Here is a 17,969-nt window from a genome sequence, read left to right on the forward strand (position 1 = left end):
TCAAGTGGGATAAAGCCTACTTCTATTGAATATACTGCATAAAATCTCACATAAAAGTTGTCAGAAAAAATTCATTTATTCACTATTCACCATTCACTTCCCCCCACTTTCTTTATTATATTTCTGAAATTGAACTTTTTAATAGAAATTACCTAAATAAAACATATATTATAAACCGACAAATTTTAGTAAATTTGCAGACTTAATTAATCAACGATATTGAGATATTTACAATGAGCCAATTTAAAGAATACAAAAACCTCAACCTTATTGACGTAGCAGAGAATGTAGCGGAATTTTGGAAACAAAATAAAACCTTCAATAAGAGTGTTGAGATTCGTCAGGGAAATCCTGAGTTTGTTTTTTACGAAGGTCCGCCTTCAGCAAACGGTATGCCTGGAATTCACCACGTAATGGCAAGAGCATTGAAAGATATTTTCTGCCGTTACCAGACTCAGAACGGAAAGCAGGTTTTCCGTAAAGCAGGCTGGGATACGCATGGTCTTCCTGTGGAACTGGGTGTAGAAAAAGAGTTAGGAATCACGAAAGAAGATATTGGCAAAAAAATCTCTATTGAAGACTATAACAAAGCTTGCCGTGAAGCGGTAATGCGTTATACCGACGTATGGAATAACCTTACGGAGAAAATCGGATATTGGGTAGACCTTGATGATCCGTACATCACGTACAAGTCAAAATATATGGAAACCGTTTGGTGGTTGTTGAAGCAGTTGTATAGCAAAGATTTGTTGTACAAAGGCTACACTATCCAGCCTTACTCTCCAAAAGCAGGAACAGGACTTTCTTCTCACGAGCTGAATCAGCCCGGAACCTATCGTGATGTTTCGGACACAACGGTTGTGGCTCAGTTTAAAGTAAAGAAAGACTCTTCAGCATTGTTCAATGATGTTGACGGAGATGTTCATATCCTTGCATGGACGACCACCCCGTGGACACTTCCATCCAATACGGCTCTTACCGTAGGGAGAGATATTGAATATGTTTTAGTTAAAACTTTCAATCAATATACATTTGAACCTGTAACAGTGGTTTTATCCAGCGTTCTTTTACCTAAAGTTTTCGGTAAAAAATACGCAGAAGGTACAGATGAAGATTTTGCCAACTATACTCCGGAAACGAAAGTAATTCCTTTCAGAATAGTAAAGGAATTTACAGGAGAAAAGCTTGTTGATACAAGATATGAGCAATTAGTTCCGTGGTTTACACCTAATGACAACCCTGAGAATGCATTCAGAGTGATTCTTGGTGACTTCGTAACCACAGAAGATGGTACAGGTATCGTTCACACAGCACCTACTTTTGGTGCGGATGATGCGAGAGTTGCTAAAATGGCTCAGCCTGAGGTTCCACCGATGTTGGTAAAAGATGAAAATGATAATCTTGTACCATTGGTAGATTTACAGGGTAAATTCATCAAAGGAGATAATGTTCCTGCGGTATTCTCCGGAACTTATATCAAAAACGAATATTACGACGAAGGAACGGCTCCTGAGAAATCATGGGATGTAGAACTTGCGATCCTGTTGAAAACAGAGAACAAAGCCTTCAAAGTAGAGAAATATGTCCACTCCTATCCACACTGCTGGAGAACAGATAAGCCGGTATTGTATTACCCGTTGGATTCATGGTTTGTGAAAATGACTGCTGTAAAAGACAGACTGGTTAATTTAAACAAAGACATCAACTGGAAGCCAAAAGCTACGGGTGAAGGACGTTTTGCCAACTGGCTGGAAAATGTAAACGACTGGAACCTATCCCGTTCAAGATATTGGGGTATTCCGTTGCCGATCTGGAGAACAGATGACCTGAAGGAAGAAAAGATCATTGGTTCTGTAGAAGAGTTATACAACGAAATTGAGAAATCAATTGCAGCAGGACTGATGACTGAAAACCCGTTCAAAGGTTTCATCATCGGAAATATGGCAGAGTCTAACTATGAACTTGTGGATCTTCACAAAAACGTGGTTGACAAAGTGGTATTGGTTTCTGATTCAGGAAAAGCAATGAAACGTGAAAGCGACCTGATCGACGTTTGGTTCGATTCAGGGTCTATGCCTTATGCCCAGTTGCATTATCCTTTTGAGAATAAAGAATTAATCGACAATAATAAAGCATTCCCGGCTGATTTTATCGCAGAAGGTGTTGACCAGACGCGTGGATGGTTCTATACGCTTCACGCTATCGGAACTGCTGTGTTTGATTCAGTTGCTTATAAAAATGTAATGAGTAACGGTCTTGTTCTGGACAAGAACGGGCAGAAGATGTCAAAACGTTTAGGAAATGCCGTAGATCCGTTCGAAACACTTGCTGTATACGGACCGGATGCTACGCGTTGGTATATGATCTCCAATGCCAACCCATGGGAAAACCTGAAGTTTGACATCGAAGGAATCGACGAAGTAAGAAGAAAGTTCTTCGGAACCCTTTACAATACCTATTCATTCTTCGCTTTGTATGCGAATGTGGATGGCTTCAACTATTCGGAAAAAGAAGTGGAAAACCGTCCGGAAATCGACAGATGGATCCTTTCTGAGCTTAATCTTCTGATCAAGGAGGTGAAAGCATTCTACGAAGATTATGAGCCGACAAGAGTAGCAAGAGCGATCAGTACTTTTGTGAACGATAACCTGAGTAACTGGTATGTAAGATTATGCAGAAGACGTTTCTGGAAAGGAGACTATTCTGATGACAAAATCTCCGCTTACCAAACTCTATACACTTGTCTTGAAACAGTAGCTAAGCTTTCCGCTCCTATTGCTCCGTTCTTCATGGATCAGTTGTATCAGGATTTAAATAAAGTAACAGGTAAGGAAAATTGTGAATCTGTACACCTTACAGACTTCCCGGTAGCAGATGAAAGTTTAATCGATCAGGATCTGGTTGAAAAGACTCATCTGGCACAGAACATTACAAGTATGGTTTTCTCATTGAGAAAGAAAGAAAATGTAAAAGTTCGTCAGCCTTTACAAAAAGTATTGGTTCCTGTACTGGATGCTAAAACAGAAGAACAGATTCTTGCGGTTGCAGATCTGATCAAGCAGGAAGTGAACGTGAAAGAATTACAGTTAATTAATGCTGAAGAAGCATCCCATTTAATTGTAAAACAGATAAAACCGAACTTCAAAGCACTTGGTCCTAAATTAGGAAAAGATATGAAGGTGGTAGGTGCAGAGATTAGCAACCTTACAGCAGAACAGATTTCCACACTTGAAAAAGAAGGGAAAACAGACGTTCAGGGATATGAGATCACTCTTGATGATGTGGAAATTTCTACAAAAGATATCCCGGGATGGACAGTAACTTCTGATGGAAAAACAACTGTGGCATTAGATTTGACGTTAACCGATGAGTTAAAATCTGAAGGGATCGCAAGAGAATTCATCAACAGAATTCAGAACCTGCGAAAAGACAAAGACTTTGATCTGACAGACAGAATTTCAATCACATTGGAAGAAAGCTCTCCTTTCCTGAATGAGATTAAGAAAAATGAAGAATATATTTCTTCCGAAGTCTTGTCAAATAAAATAGAAATTGTATCTTCACTTTTAAATTTTAACGAAATCGAAATAGATGAGGTTAATTTTAAGATAAATGTTGAAAAAAATTAACCTGTAGTTATTATATTTCAAATTCCATTTCATAATTTTATTAAAAAAGAGAAAGAATATGTCAGACGAAAGAGTTAGATACAGCGATGCTGATTTACAGGAATTTAAAGCGATCATTAAAGAAAAAATAGAAAAAGCAGAAAAGGATCTTCAGCTTATCAGAGAAAGTTTTATCAATGACCAGAATAATGGTACTGATGATACTTCTCCTACTTTCAAAGCTTTTGAGGAAGGAGCAGAAACGCTAAGCAAAGAGCAGAATTCTATTTTGGCAGGAAGACAGGAAAAATTCGTGCGTGATCTTAAAAATGCTTTGATCAGAATCGAAAATAAAACGTATGGTGTTTGCAGAGTAACAGGAAAGCTGATTCCTAAGGAAAGACTTTTAGCCGTTCCTCACGCTACGCTGAGCATCGAAGCGAAAAACATGCAAAAATAACCGTAAGGTTTGTAAAATAACATTGGGTTTATATCGTATTTACGGATACTTTATAAACCTAATTTTTAATGTATACCCATGAACGAATTATTAATTTTGGGAGTGATCATTGCCGTAGTTATATTATTTTTCAACAGAGAATGGATCAAAAACAGATTCTTCCCTGATCGGAAAAAAAATTATAATTATACCATTGATGATCAATTCAATTCTGATAAACGCGAGCGGGAGAAAGAAATCGACAGACTTTTGAGTAAGATGGGCAAAAACGGAGTGAATGATCTGTCTGAGAAAGACAGGAAAAGACTTGATGAGCTGTCCAAAATGTAAATAATAAATATAAGAAATGGAATCTATCATAGTACATCCTAAGAATTCTATGGAGCTGAGTGCACTGAAAAGCGTACTCAAAGAAATGGGCATTAAATTTGAAAAAGCACATGTTAAGAGCTCTTTCAATGGACAGAAAGTGGTCAAGAAAGCAAGCGATAATAAAAATGTAAAGCTGGCTTCAAAGCCTTCAAAACCTAAAGGACAATAATGAAAAAGATCTTAGCAATAACACTTTTAGTGTTATTCATTGACCAGGCTTCAAAAATTTATATCAAAACCCATTTTGAACTGAATGAGAGCATTCCTGTTATCAATGGTTTCTTTAACAAAACTTTTGTGGAAAATCCCGGAATGGCCTATGGATTTCATTTCGGAGGAATTATCGGGAAATATTTTCTGGTTATCCTCAGAGTTTTCCTGATCGGAGGGATGATCTATATGTTCAAAAAATGGTTGAAAGAAGGAGCTTCTAATTATCTTCTAGTTCCCATGGCGATCATTTTTGCAGGCGCTATCGGAAATCTTATTGACGGAATGTTCTATGGAATGATCTTCGACAGCGGAACAGTTTATGACGCCAGCACTGACCGATGGATTGGCTATGGCGGAATTTCCAAACTTGTTCCTTTCGGACACGGATATTCCACATTTATGAAAGGATGTGTGGTGGATATGCTTCATTTCCCGGTGGTAGACTGGTACGTTCCTGAAAGCTGGCCTTTGATAGGAGGAAAACATATTGAGTTCTTCAAATATATTTTCAATGTTGCTGATTCTGCGATCACAGTAGGTGCCGCATTCTTATTAATATTCAGAAAAAAAGCTTTCCCGAACGGTCTGGAGTTTTAAAAGATATATTTTCGGATGAAAAAAATAATCAAAAATATTATTAAATTTTTCCTGCTTCTTTTCGTTGCAGGAATTATTTTTATTGCCTGGGCGAATTACAGCATCAAAAGTGACAGCGCACCATTTCTTTCCTACAATACTGCTGATGTACCACAAGTAAAAACCGCATTATTACTGGGAACCGGAAAACTTCTGAGCAATGGAACTCCAAATGCTTATTTCTATAACAGAATTAAGGCTGCAAGTGATTTATACAAAAGCGGGAAAATACAATACATCATCGTTAGTGGTGATAACAGTACCAAGGATTATAACGAACCTGAAGATATGCAGCTGGCATTGATGCAGGAAGGAATTCCACAGGATAAAATTATTTTAGACCATGCCGGATTCAGGACGCTGGATTCCGTGGTAAGAGCAAAGGATATTTTCAGCCAGACAAAACTGATCATTATCTCTCAGAAGTTTCACAATGAAAGGGCCGTTTTCCTGGCCAGAAAAAATGGTATGGAAGCCTTTGGATACAATGCAGCGGATGTGAATAAGTATGCAGGTTTAAAGACCAATTTAAGAGAGTATTTTGCAAAAGCTAAAGCCTATTGGGATCTTCTTTTTGGTGTGGAACCGAAATTTGGAGGAGAAAAAATTGTGATTCCTTAATATTTTTCCCACGGATTGCACAGATTTTCACGGATGATGCGTAAAGAGATATAGATTATTGAAGGTTGATACGTTTTGGCTAAAGCCAATGGATAGATGTTGAATTTTAAGCTGGCTGGGCTGAAGCCCACCCCTATTGAATTTTAATAACAACATCTTTTATCTTTTATCTTTTATCTTTTATCTTTTATCTTTCGTTATTCCCGTCAAACCTCGTAAATTTGCTATTCATTAATTTTTAAATATAAATTGTAAACAAATGTCAAGAATTCTTACCGGCATTCAAGCCACCGGAACACCCCATCTTGGAAATTTATTAGGGGCCATTATTCCTGCTATTGAGTTATCCAAACAGGAAGGAAATGAATCATTTTTATTTATTGCGAATCTTCATACGCTTACACAGATTAAGGATGCGCAGACTTTAAGACAAAATACCTACGAGATTGCTGCGGCTTGGCTTGCTTGTGGATTGGATACTGAAAAAACATATTTCTACAGACAAAGTGATATCGCTGAAACCTGTGAACTTTCTTGGCATTTATCATGTTTTTTCCCATACCAAAGATTAACATTAGCCCATTCATTTAAGGATAAAGCTGACAGACTTCAGGATGTAAATGCCGGTCTGTTTACCTACCCTATTCTGATGGCTGCAGATATTTTACTTTATGATGCTGAAATTGTACCTGTAGGAAAAGATCAGCTTCAGCACCTGGAATTTGCAAGAGATGTAGCTTCAAGATTCAACAACCAGATGGGTGAAATTCTTGTTCTTCCACAATCTGAACTTCAGGAGGACACTAAATATGTTCCCGGGACAGACGGACAGAAAATGTCAAAATCAAGAGGAAATATCATCAACATTTTCTTACCTGAAAAGGAGTTGAAGAAACAGGTGATGAGCATTGAATCAGATTCCAAGTCTTTAGAGGAACCTAAGGATCCTGAAACGGATAAAACATTCCAGATTTATCAGCTGATTGCTACGCCTGAACAGACTGAAGCATTAAGAGCAAAATATCTTGCCGGAAACTTCGGATACGGACATGCTAAGAAAGAATTGCTGGATCTTATCCTGGTACGTTTTGAGAAAGAAAGAGAAACGTTCACTTATTACATGAATAATCTTGATGAACTTGAAGCAAAACTTCAGCAAGGAGCAGAAAAAACAAGACCTATCGCGCTGGAAACACTTAAAAGAGTAAGAACAAGTTTAGGATTTTAATCCTGAGTTTTAAACATAAGAAAGCCTTTCGTCTGAAAGGCTTTTTCTATTGATATAAAGTATTATTAATGGGCATTATTCTTTGTCAGAATAAAGTAATGCATCTGATCTCCATACTCGTAATTAATATCCCAGCCCGGATATTGCTTGATAATGGTTTTGATGATAGACAGCCCTAATCCTGTAGAAGTATGATCTGATCCCCGTTTATAGAAACGGTTAAAGATTCTGGATTTATCTAAAGGTTCAGCACTTCCGCTGTTTTGAAATGTTATCCAATTATTTTCCACGATAATGTTTAAAATCCCTTCCTGATGGTTATATTTAACTGCATTTTTAAGAAGGTTGGATAAAAGAATATCTGCAAGATCCTGATTAAAATCCGCAACAAATTTTCCTTTCTCAATAATACTGACCTCTACTTTTTTGAATGCAATGAAATCTTCATAATTCTGAACTAATTGAGCGATCATCACATTAAAATCAACATCTGAAGTTTTATTGAACTGACTGTTTTCAATTTTAGAAAGCATTAATAACGATTTGTTTAACCCAACCATTCTTCTCAGATCATTCTTTACTTCAGTAAGAAAAGTAAGGTTCTTTTTATCAAGATCATCATTCTGGATCATCAGATCAATTTTATTGATCACGATAGCCAAAGGAGTCTGAAGCTCATGGGAAGCGTTTTCAATAAACTGTTTCTGCTGATAGAAAACCAATTCATTACGTTCAATCATTTCATTGATTTCCACATTTAATTCTTCAAATTCGGTGATCTTATAGTTCTGCTTTTCCTGAGAAAAAGGAATTCCAAACTGATATTTTTTAAGTTTATCCAATATCTGATAGAATGGTCTCATAGCTTTATTAAGGAGATATCCGTTAACTGCTACGATACTTATCACCAAAAGGATATAAAGCACAATTAAGGCTGTTGTAAGATCATATATCAATTCGTCTTCTTCTACCGTAGATGTTCTGATGACAAGCCGCTGATGCCCTTTGAACTGATCAATAAAGTCGGCTTCCAAAACCCTGTAAGGCTGGTCTTTATCATCATATTCCATATAATACATCTTATTGTACAGCCTGCTTTTATTCTGATAATCTGCGGCTTTGATCGGATTGATTTTAAATTCATTGAATCCAAATTCATTATTCTTCAAAAGCTGAGGATTAAGATAAACAGCTTTAATAATCTGTATTTTTCTATCTCTTAAACCATCATCTACATTATCGTGTACTTCATCCAGAATGTAGGCATAAAAAAGACCTGCCCATACTGCTATAATCAGCAGCAGGATCATGATCAGGTATTTTATCGTGTAATATTTTAATGAAGTCTTCATTAGATGAATTTATATCCTATTCCGTATACAGCCTGGAAATCAGCTTCTGCATTGAGGGTTTTCAGTTTTTTACGAAGATTTTTAATCTGGGAATATATAAAATCCAGGCTGTCCGCCTGATCTATATAATCTCCCCAGATGGCTTCTGCCAGTGTTGTTTTTTGTAAGGTCTTTTCCGGATGAATCACAAAATAATAGAGAAGGTCATATTCTTTACGGTTAAGAACAAGCTCTTCATCACCTACTTTCACCGTTCTGTTCTCCGGGTCAATGCTGATATTTTTGTAGCGGATGATATTTTCGCCATCCTGATTTTTTCTTCTGATCACAGATTTGATTCTCGCCATCAGTTCTGCAAGATGGAAAGGTTTAGCAAGATAATCATCTGCTCCTATTTCCAGTCCGGCCACCTTATCATCTACTGAGTCTTTGGCAGAAAGGATGATCACAGGGTCTTTCTTGTGCATTTTTTTGATCTCTTTCAGCAGATCGATTCCGTTTCCGTCAGGCAGCATGATATCCAGCAAAATACAGTCGTATTCGTAAGAAATAATTTTTTCCAGTCCGCCACTGTAATTTTCTGCATACTCTACAATGAAGTGTTCTGCCTCCAGAAATTTCTGTACGGTATCTTTCAGTTCGGGTTCATCTTCTACTATTAAAATCTTCATATTCCGGATCTATATGCTCTGGTGCACGATTAACTTATGTCAAATATAGGAAATTATAAGGAGGGAAGCTGGAGAAAGGAATATACATCCGAAAGTCTACGATAATATCATCAGTATAAGGGTTATATGATAAATTACTGATAATAAATCTACAAAATGGAAATGCTCTCTGCCGGATTCCCTCAGGTTCTTTTTCATAAAGAATCTAATTTGATTTCACATTCAGGCCATCTGCATCAAAAACAAGACACAGACCATTCATCAAATGAATTTTGTAAGCACTGTATTCTTTTTCAATAGAATCAATGATGCTGCAAGGATGATTTCTTGTCATAAATGATACCATATTCTTTCTAATCTGAGCAGAAGACATCTTTCTTCCGTTACTCTTTATTACATTCCAATTGACCATAGTATTACTATTTAGTGTTTGTATTCGGTTAAGTGTTAATCATCGATTTTTTTAAAATTCCCGTTTCTATCGAATTCAAGCTCCAATCCATTGGAAAGTTCTGCTTTATAAGACCATCTTTTCTTTTCAATCTTAATAATGTAAGTGTTAGGAAAGTTTTTCGTGATGTAATTTCTGATTGAAACAGGAATGAAACCATATGGAATTTTTTGGTGTTTTCCATCCACTTCTTTCCAGTTTCCATTGCTGTCAAACTCCATTTTCATTCCGTTCGTCAGATATACTTTGTACTCATCTACTCCATAGATTTCTCTGTCTTCTATTGCCGAGGTCACAGGTATTCCTTTAAAATGAGCAGCAAGAAAGTTTTTAGCTGTTTTCGGTAACTGATTCGCATTGATTGCTCTGTCCTGTGCGGCTACTAAGCCTCCCACTAATAAAAAAATAATCATTAATACTCCTGTGATTTTCTTTACATTTTTCATACTATTACATTTTCTGTTATTATTATGAAGCAAAGTTGCTAATCAATTTGGGAAAGAATTGGGAAAAATGATTTTGGTGGAGAAATTTAAGTTAACCACACATTGAAACAGATGATCACCAATGTTTGTATTGATTTATGAAAATTGAAAACAGAAAAGCCACTAAGGCGGTCTTAGTGGCTTTTTATCAAATCTTATGATCTTATATATTTCTATAAATATTCTTTGATCTGCTGAAGATGGGTAATGGCTTTTAAACCTTCTTTCTGCTTATCTTCTTTATAAACATCGAAGAAGATCGCATCCATTCCGAAATCTGTAGCTCCCATGGCATCTGCAATCCAATCATCCCCAATCAGGATACTTTCTTCTTTGCTGGCTTCAGAAAGGCCTAATGAATATTCAAAAATCCTTGGATTGGGTTTTCTTACCCCTACTGCATCTGCACTGGTAATAGTCTTAAAATAAGGTGCAATTCCGGACAGGGTACATTTCCTTTCCGTTACTTCCTGAAAACCATTGGAAATAATGTGCAGTGTATAATTTTTAGCTTTCAGATATTCCAAAACATCTTCTGCACCTTCTACCAATTCGTTATGACTCACAATATTATCAAGGAAGTTTTCTTCAAAATAAAGGGCAAGCTCTTTATTATCTACTCCAAAATGTTTGAATGAATCATAAAAACGGTGTTCTCTCAAGTACTCTTTGCCAATAATTCCGTCTCTGATCTTTTCCCACAACTCTTCGTTAATATTGTGATAGACAGAATGAAACTCTTCAAAATCAATATGATATTTTGAAGTAATTTCCTGTTTTTCAAAAAGATCTTTGATGGTAAGATAGGCATTTCTGCGGTGATCCCAGAGTGTATTATCCAGGTCAAAAAAAACGTGCTGCATTTTCATACAGCACAAAGTTAATAATTTTAATTTTTTGTAATAGGATAATTTTTGCTCTTGCTTTTCACAATCTCAAGGCTTTTGGAAAAATTCAGCAAAAAATCAATTGTTTGTTTCTTAGGTTTCAAAGTTTTCACTTTTAAGGAGTCATTTTTTTTCATAAGCGAAGTATGTTTTCCTTAAAAACGTGAAATTTTACAAAATATTATTTATCTGGTTAATATTATATTGTTTTCGTCCATGATTTTTCTCAGGTTTATCAGTGCATACCTTACTCTTCCTAGCGTAGTATTAATGCTCATCTCTGTATGGTCTGCAATTTCTTTGAAACTCAGACCATCAAAAAACCTCAGTTTGATTACCTCCTGCTGGTTTTGTGGCAAAAACAGTAACATCCTCATAAGATCCTCCTGAATCTGGTTGGTCACAAGCTGGTCCTCAATATTTTCTGAAGGTTCTCTGATCAAATCAAAGATAGAATATTCATCTGTTTCAAAAGTAGTTTCTGAAACTTTGATATTCTTGGATTTTGATCTGAAATGATCAATGATTAAATTGTGGGAAATTCTTTTCGCCCAAAGAATAAATTTGCCTTCTTCGTTATAGCGTCCTTCTTTCAGCATGACAATAATCTTCATGAATGTATCCTGGAAGATATCGTTAGCTAAATCTTCATCATTAATTTTGTAAAAAATGAATGTAAAAAGTTCTCTCTGATGACGGTGAATGAGGGTTGATAATGCATTCTCATCACCTTTCTGGTAAAGGGAAATTAGTAAACTATCCGATTTTGATTTCATAACTCTTCTCAATATAAATATTTGCAGACAGGCATTCTACCAGATATTTCTTCTGGCCTTTGCTGTATAAACAAAACAGTTCTAGAGTAGAGTCTCTTCTATAGGCAGTAGTACAATTATTATGATGTAAATATAATAATTTTTTAATAACTGTTAACCTATTATTAAATTTTATAGAGAAAAATCTAAAAAAAATCATTTAAACATGTCATGAATAAAGACTGTAGGAACATTTAATGTAAAATTAATATTCAGTCCTTTCATCTCTTTGCCGTTCAGTCGGGTATCTCCGATAGGAAAAGCATAACCTCCTGTAAGATCAAGCATCCCAAATAAGGTAACTCCTATCTTAGGGGCAATGTATTTATTGGTTCCTTCCACACCTGCTAAAAAGTAATATGAATGATAGAAGTCTACATTCTTTTCAAAATTAAGAAGGACATCAGCCTGTAGTTTGGGCATAATAGCAAATTTAGAATCCACAGATCCCATCATTGCAGATCCTCCTACTCTGTAAATCACATCATCATTTTTAAGGAAAAGTAATTTACCTCCTATTTCACCAAAACTTTGATTTTGGTAAGTATACCCTACACTGATCATTTTATGCATGGTATATTGAGCTTTTACTAATGTACTTAGCAAAAACAGAGACATGGCAGCAACTACAGTTCGAAAATTCATCATCTTTCTATATTATTAAGGTGTAAAATTAAAAAAAACTGCCTTATCCAAAGATAAAGCAGTTCATTTATTATTCTTTAAAGAGAAATTAAATTCCAAAAGCAGCTTTAATTTCCTCTACTTTGTCTAGTTTTTCCCATGTAAAGAACTCAAGCCCTTCTAATGTAAGCTCATTTTTATGTCCTTTATTGAAAGTTTTATCAGCTATATAGTGCTCTTTACCCATATGCCCGTAAGACGCTGTTTCCTGATAAATAGGATTTCTTAATTTCAAGTTCTGCTCAATAGCATAAGGCCTTAAATCAAAAATAGCAGAAACTTTTTTAGCGATATCTCCGTCATGAAGATCTACTTTCGCAGTTCCATAAGTGTTGATGTATAAACCACAAGGTTCAGCTACTCCAATGGCGTAAGAAACCTGTACCAAAACTTCATCCGCTACTCCGGCAGCCACTAAGTTCTTAGCAATATGTCTTGTTGCGTAAGCCGCACTTCTGTCTACTTTAGAAGGATCTTTTCCAGAGAAAGCACCACCACCATGAGCTCCTTTACCTCCGTAGGTATCAACGATGATTTTTCTACCTGTAAGACCTGTATCTCCGTGAGGTCCTCCGATTACGAATTTCCCAGTAGGATTGATGTGATATTTGATCTGATCGTTGAATAAAGCCTTGATTTCTTCAGTTTGCTGTGCAACAACTCTTGGAACCAGAATATTTTTGATATCCTCACGGATTTTGTTCAGCATTTCTTCTTCACTTCCAAAGTCATCATGTTGGGTAGAAACTACGATAGAATCTATTCTGATTGGTTTATGATCGTCAGAATACTCAATGGTTACCTGGCTTTTTGCATCCGGACGAAGATAAGTGATTTCCTTATTTTCTCTTCTGATAGCAGAAAGTTCTTTCAGGATCGTATGGGCAAGATCCAATGCAAGAGGCATATAGTTTGCCGTTTCATTGGTAGCATACCCGAACATCATACCCTGATCTCCTGCTCCCTGTGCATTTGCTTTAGCTTCGAAAGACTCATCATTTACAGCTCTGTCAACTCCTTGGTTGATATCAGGTGACTGCTCATGGATAGCAGAAATAACTCCGCAAGAATCTCCGTTGAACATATATTCTCCTTTCGTATACCCGATTCCGTTGATTACTTCTCTGGCAATGGTCTGTACATCAAGGTAAGCATCTGATTTTACTTCTCCTGCCAATACTACCTGTCCGGTAGTTACAAGAGTTTCACATGCTACTTTTGAATCTTTATCATAGGCTAAGAAATGGTCGATTAATGCATCGGAAATCTGATCGGCAATTTTATCCGGATGTCCTTCTGAAACTGATTCAGATGTAAATAAATAAGACATATAATTCTTTTGTTTTTAAAGATTTAAAAAATTGTATTGCGAAAAATATGAATGAAATTGCCCAGAAAAAAGAATACTGTTTTAGCATTTTTTTATAGAGGTTGCAATCAGGTCAAATTTTTCCTCGTAATAAACGTCAGCAAATTTAAGTACTATTTTCGTAATACTCAAAAATTTTGTTTATTAATTATACTTTTATTTAAATTGATGATTTCTATCACTTTAAAGCATTTCCATTACTGAGGCTTAATGCTTACAAATTCTTTCGGACTTTCGTGGTAATTCAACTTAAGTTCTAAAGAAGTTTTGATAGAATGTGATAATTCATCAATAATTTTTTGCTTAAAAGTCGGTTTATAGTAAATAATACTGATTTCCCGATACGGGAAAGGTTTTTTAAATCTGAAAACATTTTTCTTCTGCTCTTCTGAAAGCTGGCTCAGTGCCAGTTCCGGCAGAATACTGATTCCTCCTACTTTATCTACCATGTGTACCAGAGTCTGGATATTGGAAGCTAAGAAATCTAAATTTTTAGGTTTCAGGGTATTTTCTTTAAGGTGACAAATATTTTCAAACTGATTTCTCAGACAGTTCCCTTCTTCAAGAAGCCATACTTTCTCTACATTCAGATCTTCCGGAATGATATAAGAATTCTTTTTGTTAGCTTCTGTATTGGAACTGTAAATCATCAACTCCTCATTGAACAGAAAATCCTGATAAAACTCGTCAGCGGTATCGTAAGGAGTGGAAATAATTCCAGCATCTAACTCTCCTGCTTTCAGCGCTTTAATAATATTATCAGTTGTCATTTCTTTTACATTCATCTGAATCTTCGGATTTTCCTCCAGGAATTTGAAAATCTCTGTTGGCAGAATGAAAGAAGACACCGTAGGAATGATTCCCAGATTGATAGTTCCTCCTAGAATATTATTCAAAAGGTTGGCTTTGTTTTTCAGCTCATTGACAGACTCGATAATTACCTTTGCCTGATCAATAATCTGAAGACCTACATCCGTGGTACGAATCGGGTGAGTAGTTCTGTCGAAAACCTTTACATCCAGTTCATCCTCAAATTTCTGTATCATGGCACTTAACGTAGGTTGGGTAATAAAACACGCCTGAGCGGCCTTACCAAAATGTTTATACTTATCAACGGCGATAAGATACTCCAGTTGCTGAATGTTCATTTGATTAATATTATCTATTACAAAGATATAACGTTTTTGCTATTAGCAATTAAAAATTCAAGTAAATTTGATATTCATTACCTTTACACTGGATTTAGGAAAAAGAAACAATTATTCAAATCATCAATTATATGGATTCTAAAAAATTAACGTTAAGTAACGGCGCACCTTATTTTGAACATCAGGATTCACAGACGGTAGGACCAAGAGGCCCGGTATTGCTGCAGGACTTTATTCTTCAGGAGAATCTTGCACATTTCGTTAGGGAAAGAATTCCTGAAAGGATTGTGCATGCCAAAGGAAGCGGAGCTTACGGAACGTTCACTGTAACACACGACATCAGCCAGTACACAAAAGCAAAGCTGTTTTCAAAAGTAGGAAACTCATGCAGAATGTTCGCAAGATTTTCCACTGTGGGAGGCGAAAAAGGCAGCGCAGATACGGCAAGGGACCCGAGAGGTTTTGCCTTAAAATTTTATACCGAAGACGGAAACTGGGATCTTGTAGGAAACAATACTCCCGTATTCTTTATTAAGGATGCAAAAAAATTCCCGGATTTTATTCACACTCAGAAAAGAGTGCCGAAAACAAACTTAAAAAGCGCCACTATGATGTGGGATTTCTGGAGCTTAAACCCGGAATCACTTCATCAGGTTCTTATACTAATGTCAGACAGAGGAACACCTCACGGCTACAGACATATGCACGGTTTCGGATCTCATACTTTCTCCATGATCAACGATAAAAATGAAAGAGTATGGGTGAAATTCCATTTTAAAACAAAACAAGGTGTAAAAAACCTTACGGAGGAAGAAGCCGTAAAAATGGCCGGAGAAAACCCGGACTTTGCACAGGAAGACCTTTGCAACGCTATTGAAAATGGAGACTTCCCAAAATGGACTTTATTTATACAGGTAATGACTGAGGAGCAGGCAAAAGATTTCAGATGGAATCCTTTTGATGTAACCAAAGTATGGTTCCACGATGATTTCCCTCTGATTGAAGTAGGCGAAATGGAGCTTAACGAAATACCTGTTAATTATTTTGCCCATGTGGAACAGTCTACTTTTTCACCAAGTAACTTAATTAACGGAATCAGTTTCTCACCGGACAAAATGCTTCAGGGAAGATTATTTTCATATCCTGATGCTCATCGTTACAGAGTAGGTGTCAATGCTCATCAGCTGGAAGTGAACAGATGTCCATTTGAAGTCAACAACTACCAAAGAGATGGTTATATGGCAGATTCAAGCCAGTACAAGGACAAACCTAATTATCATCCGAACAGTTTTGATGATATTAAAGCAGATTCATCTTATAAAAACTATGAATATGAGTTAGACAGTGCTCATGTTGCCAGCTACAACAGAAATGACAATGACAGTGATCACTATACCCAACCGGGGCTTTTGTATTCAAAAGCAATGAATGCTGAGGACAGAGATCATCTGATCAAAAATATTGTAGGCAGCATGAGTGGTATCACCGGGCCAAAAAGAGATGAGATTATCAACCGACAGTTATGTCACTTTTTCCGTGCTAACATTGAGCTTGGCATGAAAGTGGCTTCTCAACTAAACGTCAATATTGATGCAAATATGATGAATCATTCCAAATAATCATATTGAATGATAAATTAAAAAAAAGGAAAAAAAAATAATATTTTTTCCTTTTTTTTGTAAAAAATTCATAATTTGCAAAGGATGATATTTTAAAGTGGAAAAATGAGTTACGAGAACATATTATTAAAAAAAGAAGATAAATTATCTATTATTACCATAAACAGACCTGAGAGTTTAAATGCTTTAAATGCCAAAACAATTCAGGAAATCAGTACCGCACTGGATGAGCTTAACGCTGACACTTCATGTAGAGTCATTATCCTTACCGGAAGTGGAGAAAAATCTTTTGTAGCAGGAGCTGATATCAAGGAATTCAGTGAATTCGGACAGGAAAAAGCTGAAGAACTTGCAAGAAACGGACAAAATACATTGTTCAACAAGATTGAAAATATGTCTAAACCTGTCATTGCAGCCGTAAACGGTTTTGCATTAGGAGGAGGTTTGGAGCTTGCCATGGCATGCCACATCAGATATGCATCGGAAAACGCCAGATTAGGACTTCCTGAAGTAACTCTTGGATTAATTCCGGGATACGGAGGAACTCAGAGGCTTCCAAAGCTTGTAGGAAAAGGTATTGCCAATGAAATGATCTTCTCTGCCAAAATGATCCCTGCTCAAAAAGCAAAAGAGATCGGACTGGTGAATGAAGTATACCCTATTGAAGAATTATTAACCAAAACGAAAGAATTAGCAAACACGATTGCCTACAATTCACCAATGGCAATATCGAAGGCTATCAATGCCGTGAATTTATCGGATACGGAGAAAGGTTTTGAAACTGAAATCAAATATTTCGGAGAACTTTTTGAAATGGAAGATAAGAAAGAAGGAGTTACTGCGTTTCTAGAGAAGAGAAAGCCTAACTTCTAAATCTTTCTAAAAGATTTTAATCCAAATTATTTCGAAAAAAAACAATGCTGCGGTATGAATAAGTTTGATAAAGCTTATCTAAAAATGGCTCAGGAATGGGCAAAACTCTCCTACTGTAAGAGAAAACAGGTGGGAGCTCTTATCGTAAAAGATAGGATGATTATTTCAGATGGTTACAACGGGACTCCTTCGGGATTCGAAAACTGCTGTGAAGATGAAGATGGAAAAACACACTGGTACGTATTGCATGCGGAAGCCAATGCTATATTAAAGCTGGCTGCCTCTACCCAATCTGCAAAAGGAGCAACGTTATATTTAACGCTGTCTCCCTGTAAAGAATGCAGCAAGCTGATTCTGCAGGCAGGGATTACGAGACTGGTGTACATTAATGAGTATTCGGATGACGATGGAATATCGTTCCTGAGGAACCATAATATTGAAATAGAACAAATATCGGACTGTGAACTAAAAAAATAA

19 protein-coding genes are annotated in these 17,969 nt (G+C 36.3%); 10 read left to right on the forward strand and 9 right to left on the reverse strand.

All coding sequences use genetic code 11. The features are described from left to right. The first annotated feature begins 233 nt into the window (after positions 1–233). The 7 genes from ileS (at position 234) to trpS (ending at position 7,138) form a co-directional block, all read left to right on the forward strand. Positions 234–3,629, forward strand: coding sequence for an isoleucine--tRNA ligase (ileS, locus tag PZ898_RS13360; protein WP_277693540.1), 3,396 nt, complete (start codon positions 234–236; stop codon positions 3,627–3,629). A gap of 58 nt (positions 3,630–3,687) precedes the next feature. Then, positions 3,688–4,068: a TraR/DksA C4-type zinc finger protein gene (locus PZ898_RS13365; protein ID WP_002983772.1), complete on the forward strand. Its 381-nt coding sequence runs from the start codon at positions 3,688–3,690 to the stop codon at positions 4,066–4,068. Between the two features lie 78 nt (positions 4,069–4,146). Beyond that, on the forward strand, positions 4,147–4,398 hold the full coding sequence (locus tag PZ898_RS13370) for a DUF6576 domain-containing protein (RefSeq protein ID WP_062675972.1): 252 nt from the start codon (positions 4,147–4,149) through the stop codon (positions 4,396–4,398). 16 nt (positions 4,399–4,414) lie between these two features. Further along, positions 4,415–4,609, forward strand: a complete 195-nt coding sequence (locus PZ898_RS13375; RefSeq protein ID WP_277693541.1) for a DUF2683 family protein — start codon at positions 4,415–4,417, stop codon at positions 4,607–4,609. Continuing rightward, positions 4,609–5,250, forward strand: coding sequence for a lipoprotein signal peptidase (locus PZ898_RS13380; RefSeq protein ID WP_034692496.1), 642 nt, complete (start codon positions 4,609–4,611; stop codon positions 5,248–5,250). The genes PZ898_RS13375 and PZ898_RS13380 overlap by 1 nt, the downstream gene beginning before the upstream one ends. Positions 5,251–5,265: 15 nt before the next feature. Further along, the gene (locus tag PZ898_RS13385; RefSeq protein ID WP_120233222.1) at positions 5,266–5,910 is read left to right on the forward strand and encodes an ElyC/SanA/YdcF family protein; all 645 of its coding nucleotides are present in this window, start codon (positions 5,266–5,268) and stop codon (positions 5,908–5,910) included. 259 nt (positions 5,911–6,169) lie between these two features. Further along, a complete protein-coding gene (trpS, locus tag PZ898_RS13390) occupies positions 6,170–7,138 on the forward strand; it encodes a tryptophan--tRNA ligase (RefSeq protein WP_062675975.1) in 969 nt (322 codons plus the stop codon). Positions 7,139–7,203: 65 nt separating this feature from the next. Here trpS and PZ898_RS13395 read toward each other — a convergent pair whose 3' ends face one another. From PZ898_RS13395 to PZ898_RS13435, 9 genes are all read right to left on the reverse strand, one after another. Further along, on the reverse strand, positions 7,204–8,490 hold the full coding sequence (locus tag PZ898_RS13395; RefSeq protein ID WP_277693542.1) for a HAMP domain-containing sensor histidine kinase: 1,287 nt from the start codon (positions 8,488–8,490) through the stop codon (positions 7,204–7,206). Beyond that, positions 8,490–9,161, reverse strand: coding sequence for a response regulator transcription factor (locus PZ898_RS13400; protein WP_062675977.1), 672 nt, complete (start codon positions 9,159–9,161; stop codon positions 8,490–8,492). Before PZ898_RS13400 ends, PZ898_RS13395 begins: the two co-directional genes overlap by 1 nt. A gap of 205 nt (positions 9,162–9,366) precedes the next feature. Then, a complete protein-coding gene (locus PZ898_RS13405; RefSeq protein WP_117753124.1) occupies positions 9,367–9,573 on the reverse strand; it encodes a PepSY-like domain-containing protein in 207 nt (68 codons plus the stop codon). Positions 9,574–9,608: 35 nt separating this feature from the next. Further along, a complete protein-coding gene (locus PZ898_RS13410) occupies positions 9,609–10,058 on the reverse strand; it encodes a PepSY-like domain-containing protein (RefSeq protein WP_120233226.1) in 450 nt (149 codons plus the stop codon). 212 nt (positions 10,059–10,270) lie between these two features. Next, on the reverse strand, positions 10,271–10,966 hold the full coding sequence (locus PZ898_RS13415; RefSeq protein WP_062675979.1) for a YjjG family noncanonical pyrimidine nucleotidase: 696 nt from the start codon (positions 10,964–10,966) through the stop codon (positions 10,271–10,273). A gap of 203 nt (positions 10,967–11,169) precedes the next feature. Beyond that, complete coding sequence (locus PZ898_RS13420; protein ID WP_062675980.1) at positions 11,170–11,760, reverse strand: sigma-70 family RNA polymerase sigma factor; 591 nt, start codon at positions 11,758–11,760, stop codon at positions 11,170–11,172. A 195-nt stretch (positions 11,761–11,955) separates the two neighbouring features. Next, a complete protein-coding gene (locus PZ898_RS13425) occupies positions 11,956–12,447 on the reverse strand; it encodes a hypothetical protein (RefSeq protein WP_062675981.1) in 492 nt (163 codons plus the stop codon). A gap of 85 nt (positions 12,448–12,532) precedes the next feature. Beyond that, positions 12,533–13,813 carry a methionine adenosyltransferase gene (gene metK, locus PZ898_RS13430; RefSeq protein WP_062675982.1) on the reverse strand — a complete coding sequence of 427 codons (1,281 nt, stop codon included), beginning with the start codon at positions 13,811–13,813 and terminating at the stop codon, positions 12,533–12,535. 236 nt (positions 13,814–14,049) lie between these two features. Continuing rightward, positions 14,050–15,000, reverse strand: a complete 951-nt coding sequence (locus tag PZ898_RS13435) for a LysR substrate-binding domain-containing protein (RefSeq protein WP_034692517.1) — start codon at positions 14,998–15,000, stop codon at positions 14,050–14,052. Positions 15,001–15,131: 131 nt separating this feature from the next. Here PZ898_RS13435 and PZ898_RS13440 point away from each other — a divergent pair, with 131 nt between their 5' ends. From PZ898_RS13440 to PZ898_RS13450, 3 genes are all read left to right on the forward strand, one after another. Further along, positions 15,132–16,619 carry a catalase gene (locus tag PZ898_RS13440; protein WP_277693543.1) on the forward strand — a complete coding sequence of 496 codons (1,488 nt, stop codon included), beginning with the start codon at positions 15,132–15,134 and terminating at the stop codon, positions 16,617–16,619. Positions 16,620–16,724: 105 nt separating this feature from the next. After that, positions 16,725–17,492, forward strand: coding sequence for an enoyl-CoA hydratase-related protein (locus tag PZ898_RS13445; RefSeq protein ID WP_062675984.1), 768 nt, complete (start codon positions 16,725–16,727; stop codon positions 17,490–17,492). Positions 17,493–17,546: 54 nt separating this feature from the next. After that, positions 17,547–17,969, forward strand: coding sequence for a dCMP deaminase family protein (locus tag PZ898_RS13450; protein WP_007844123.1), 423 nt, complete (start codon positions 17,547–17,549; stop codon positions 17,967–17,969).

Origin of the sequence: Chryseobacterium sp. WX (assembly GCF_029542485.1) — a bacterium.
GTDB lineage: Bacteria > Bacteroidota > Bacteroidia > Flavobacteriales > Weeksellaceae > Chryseobacterium > Chryseobacterium cucumeris.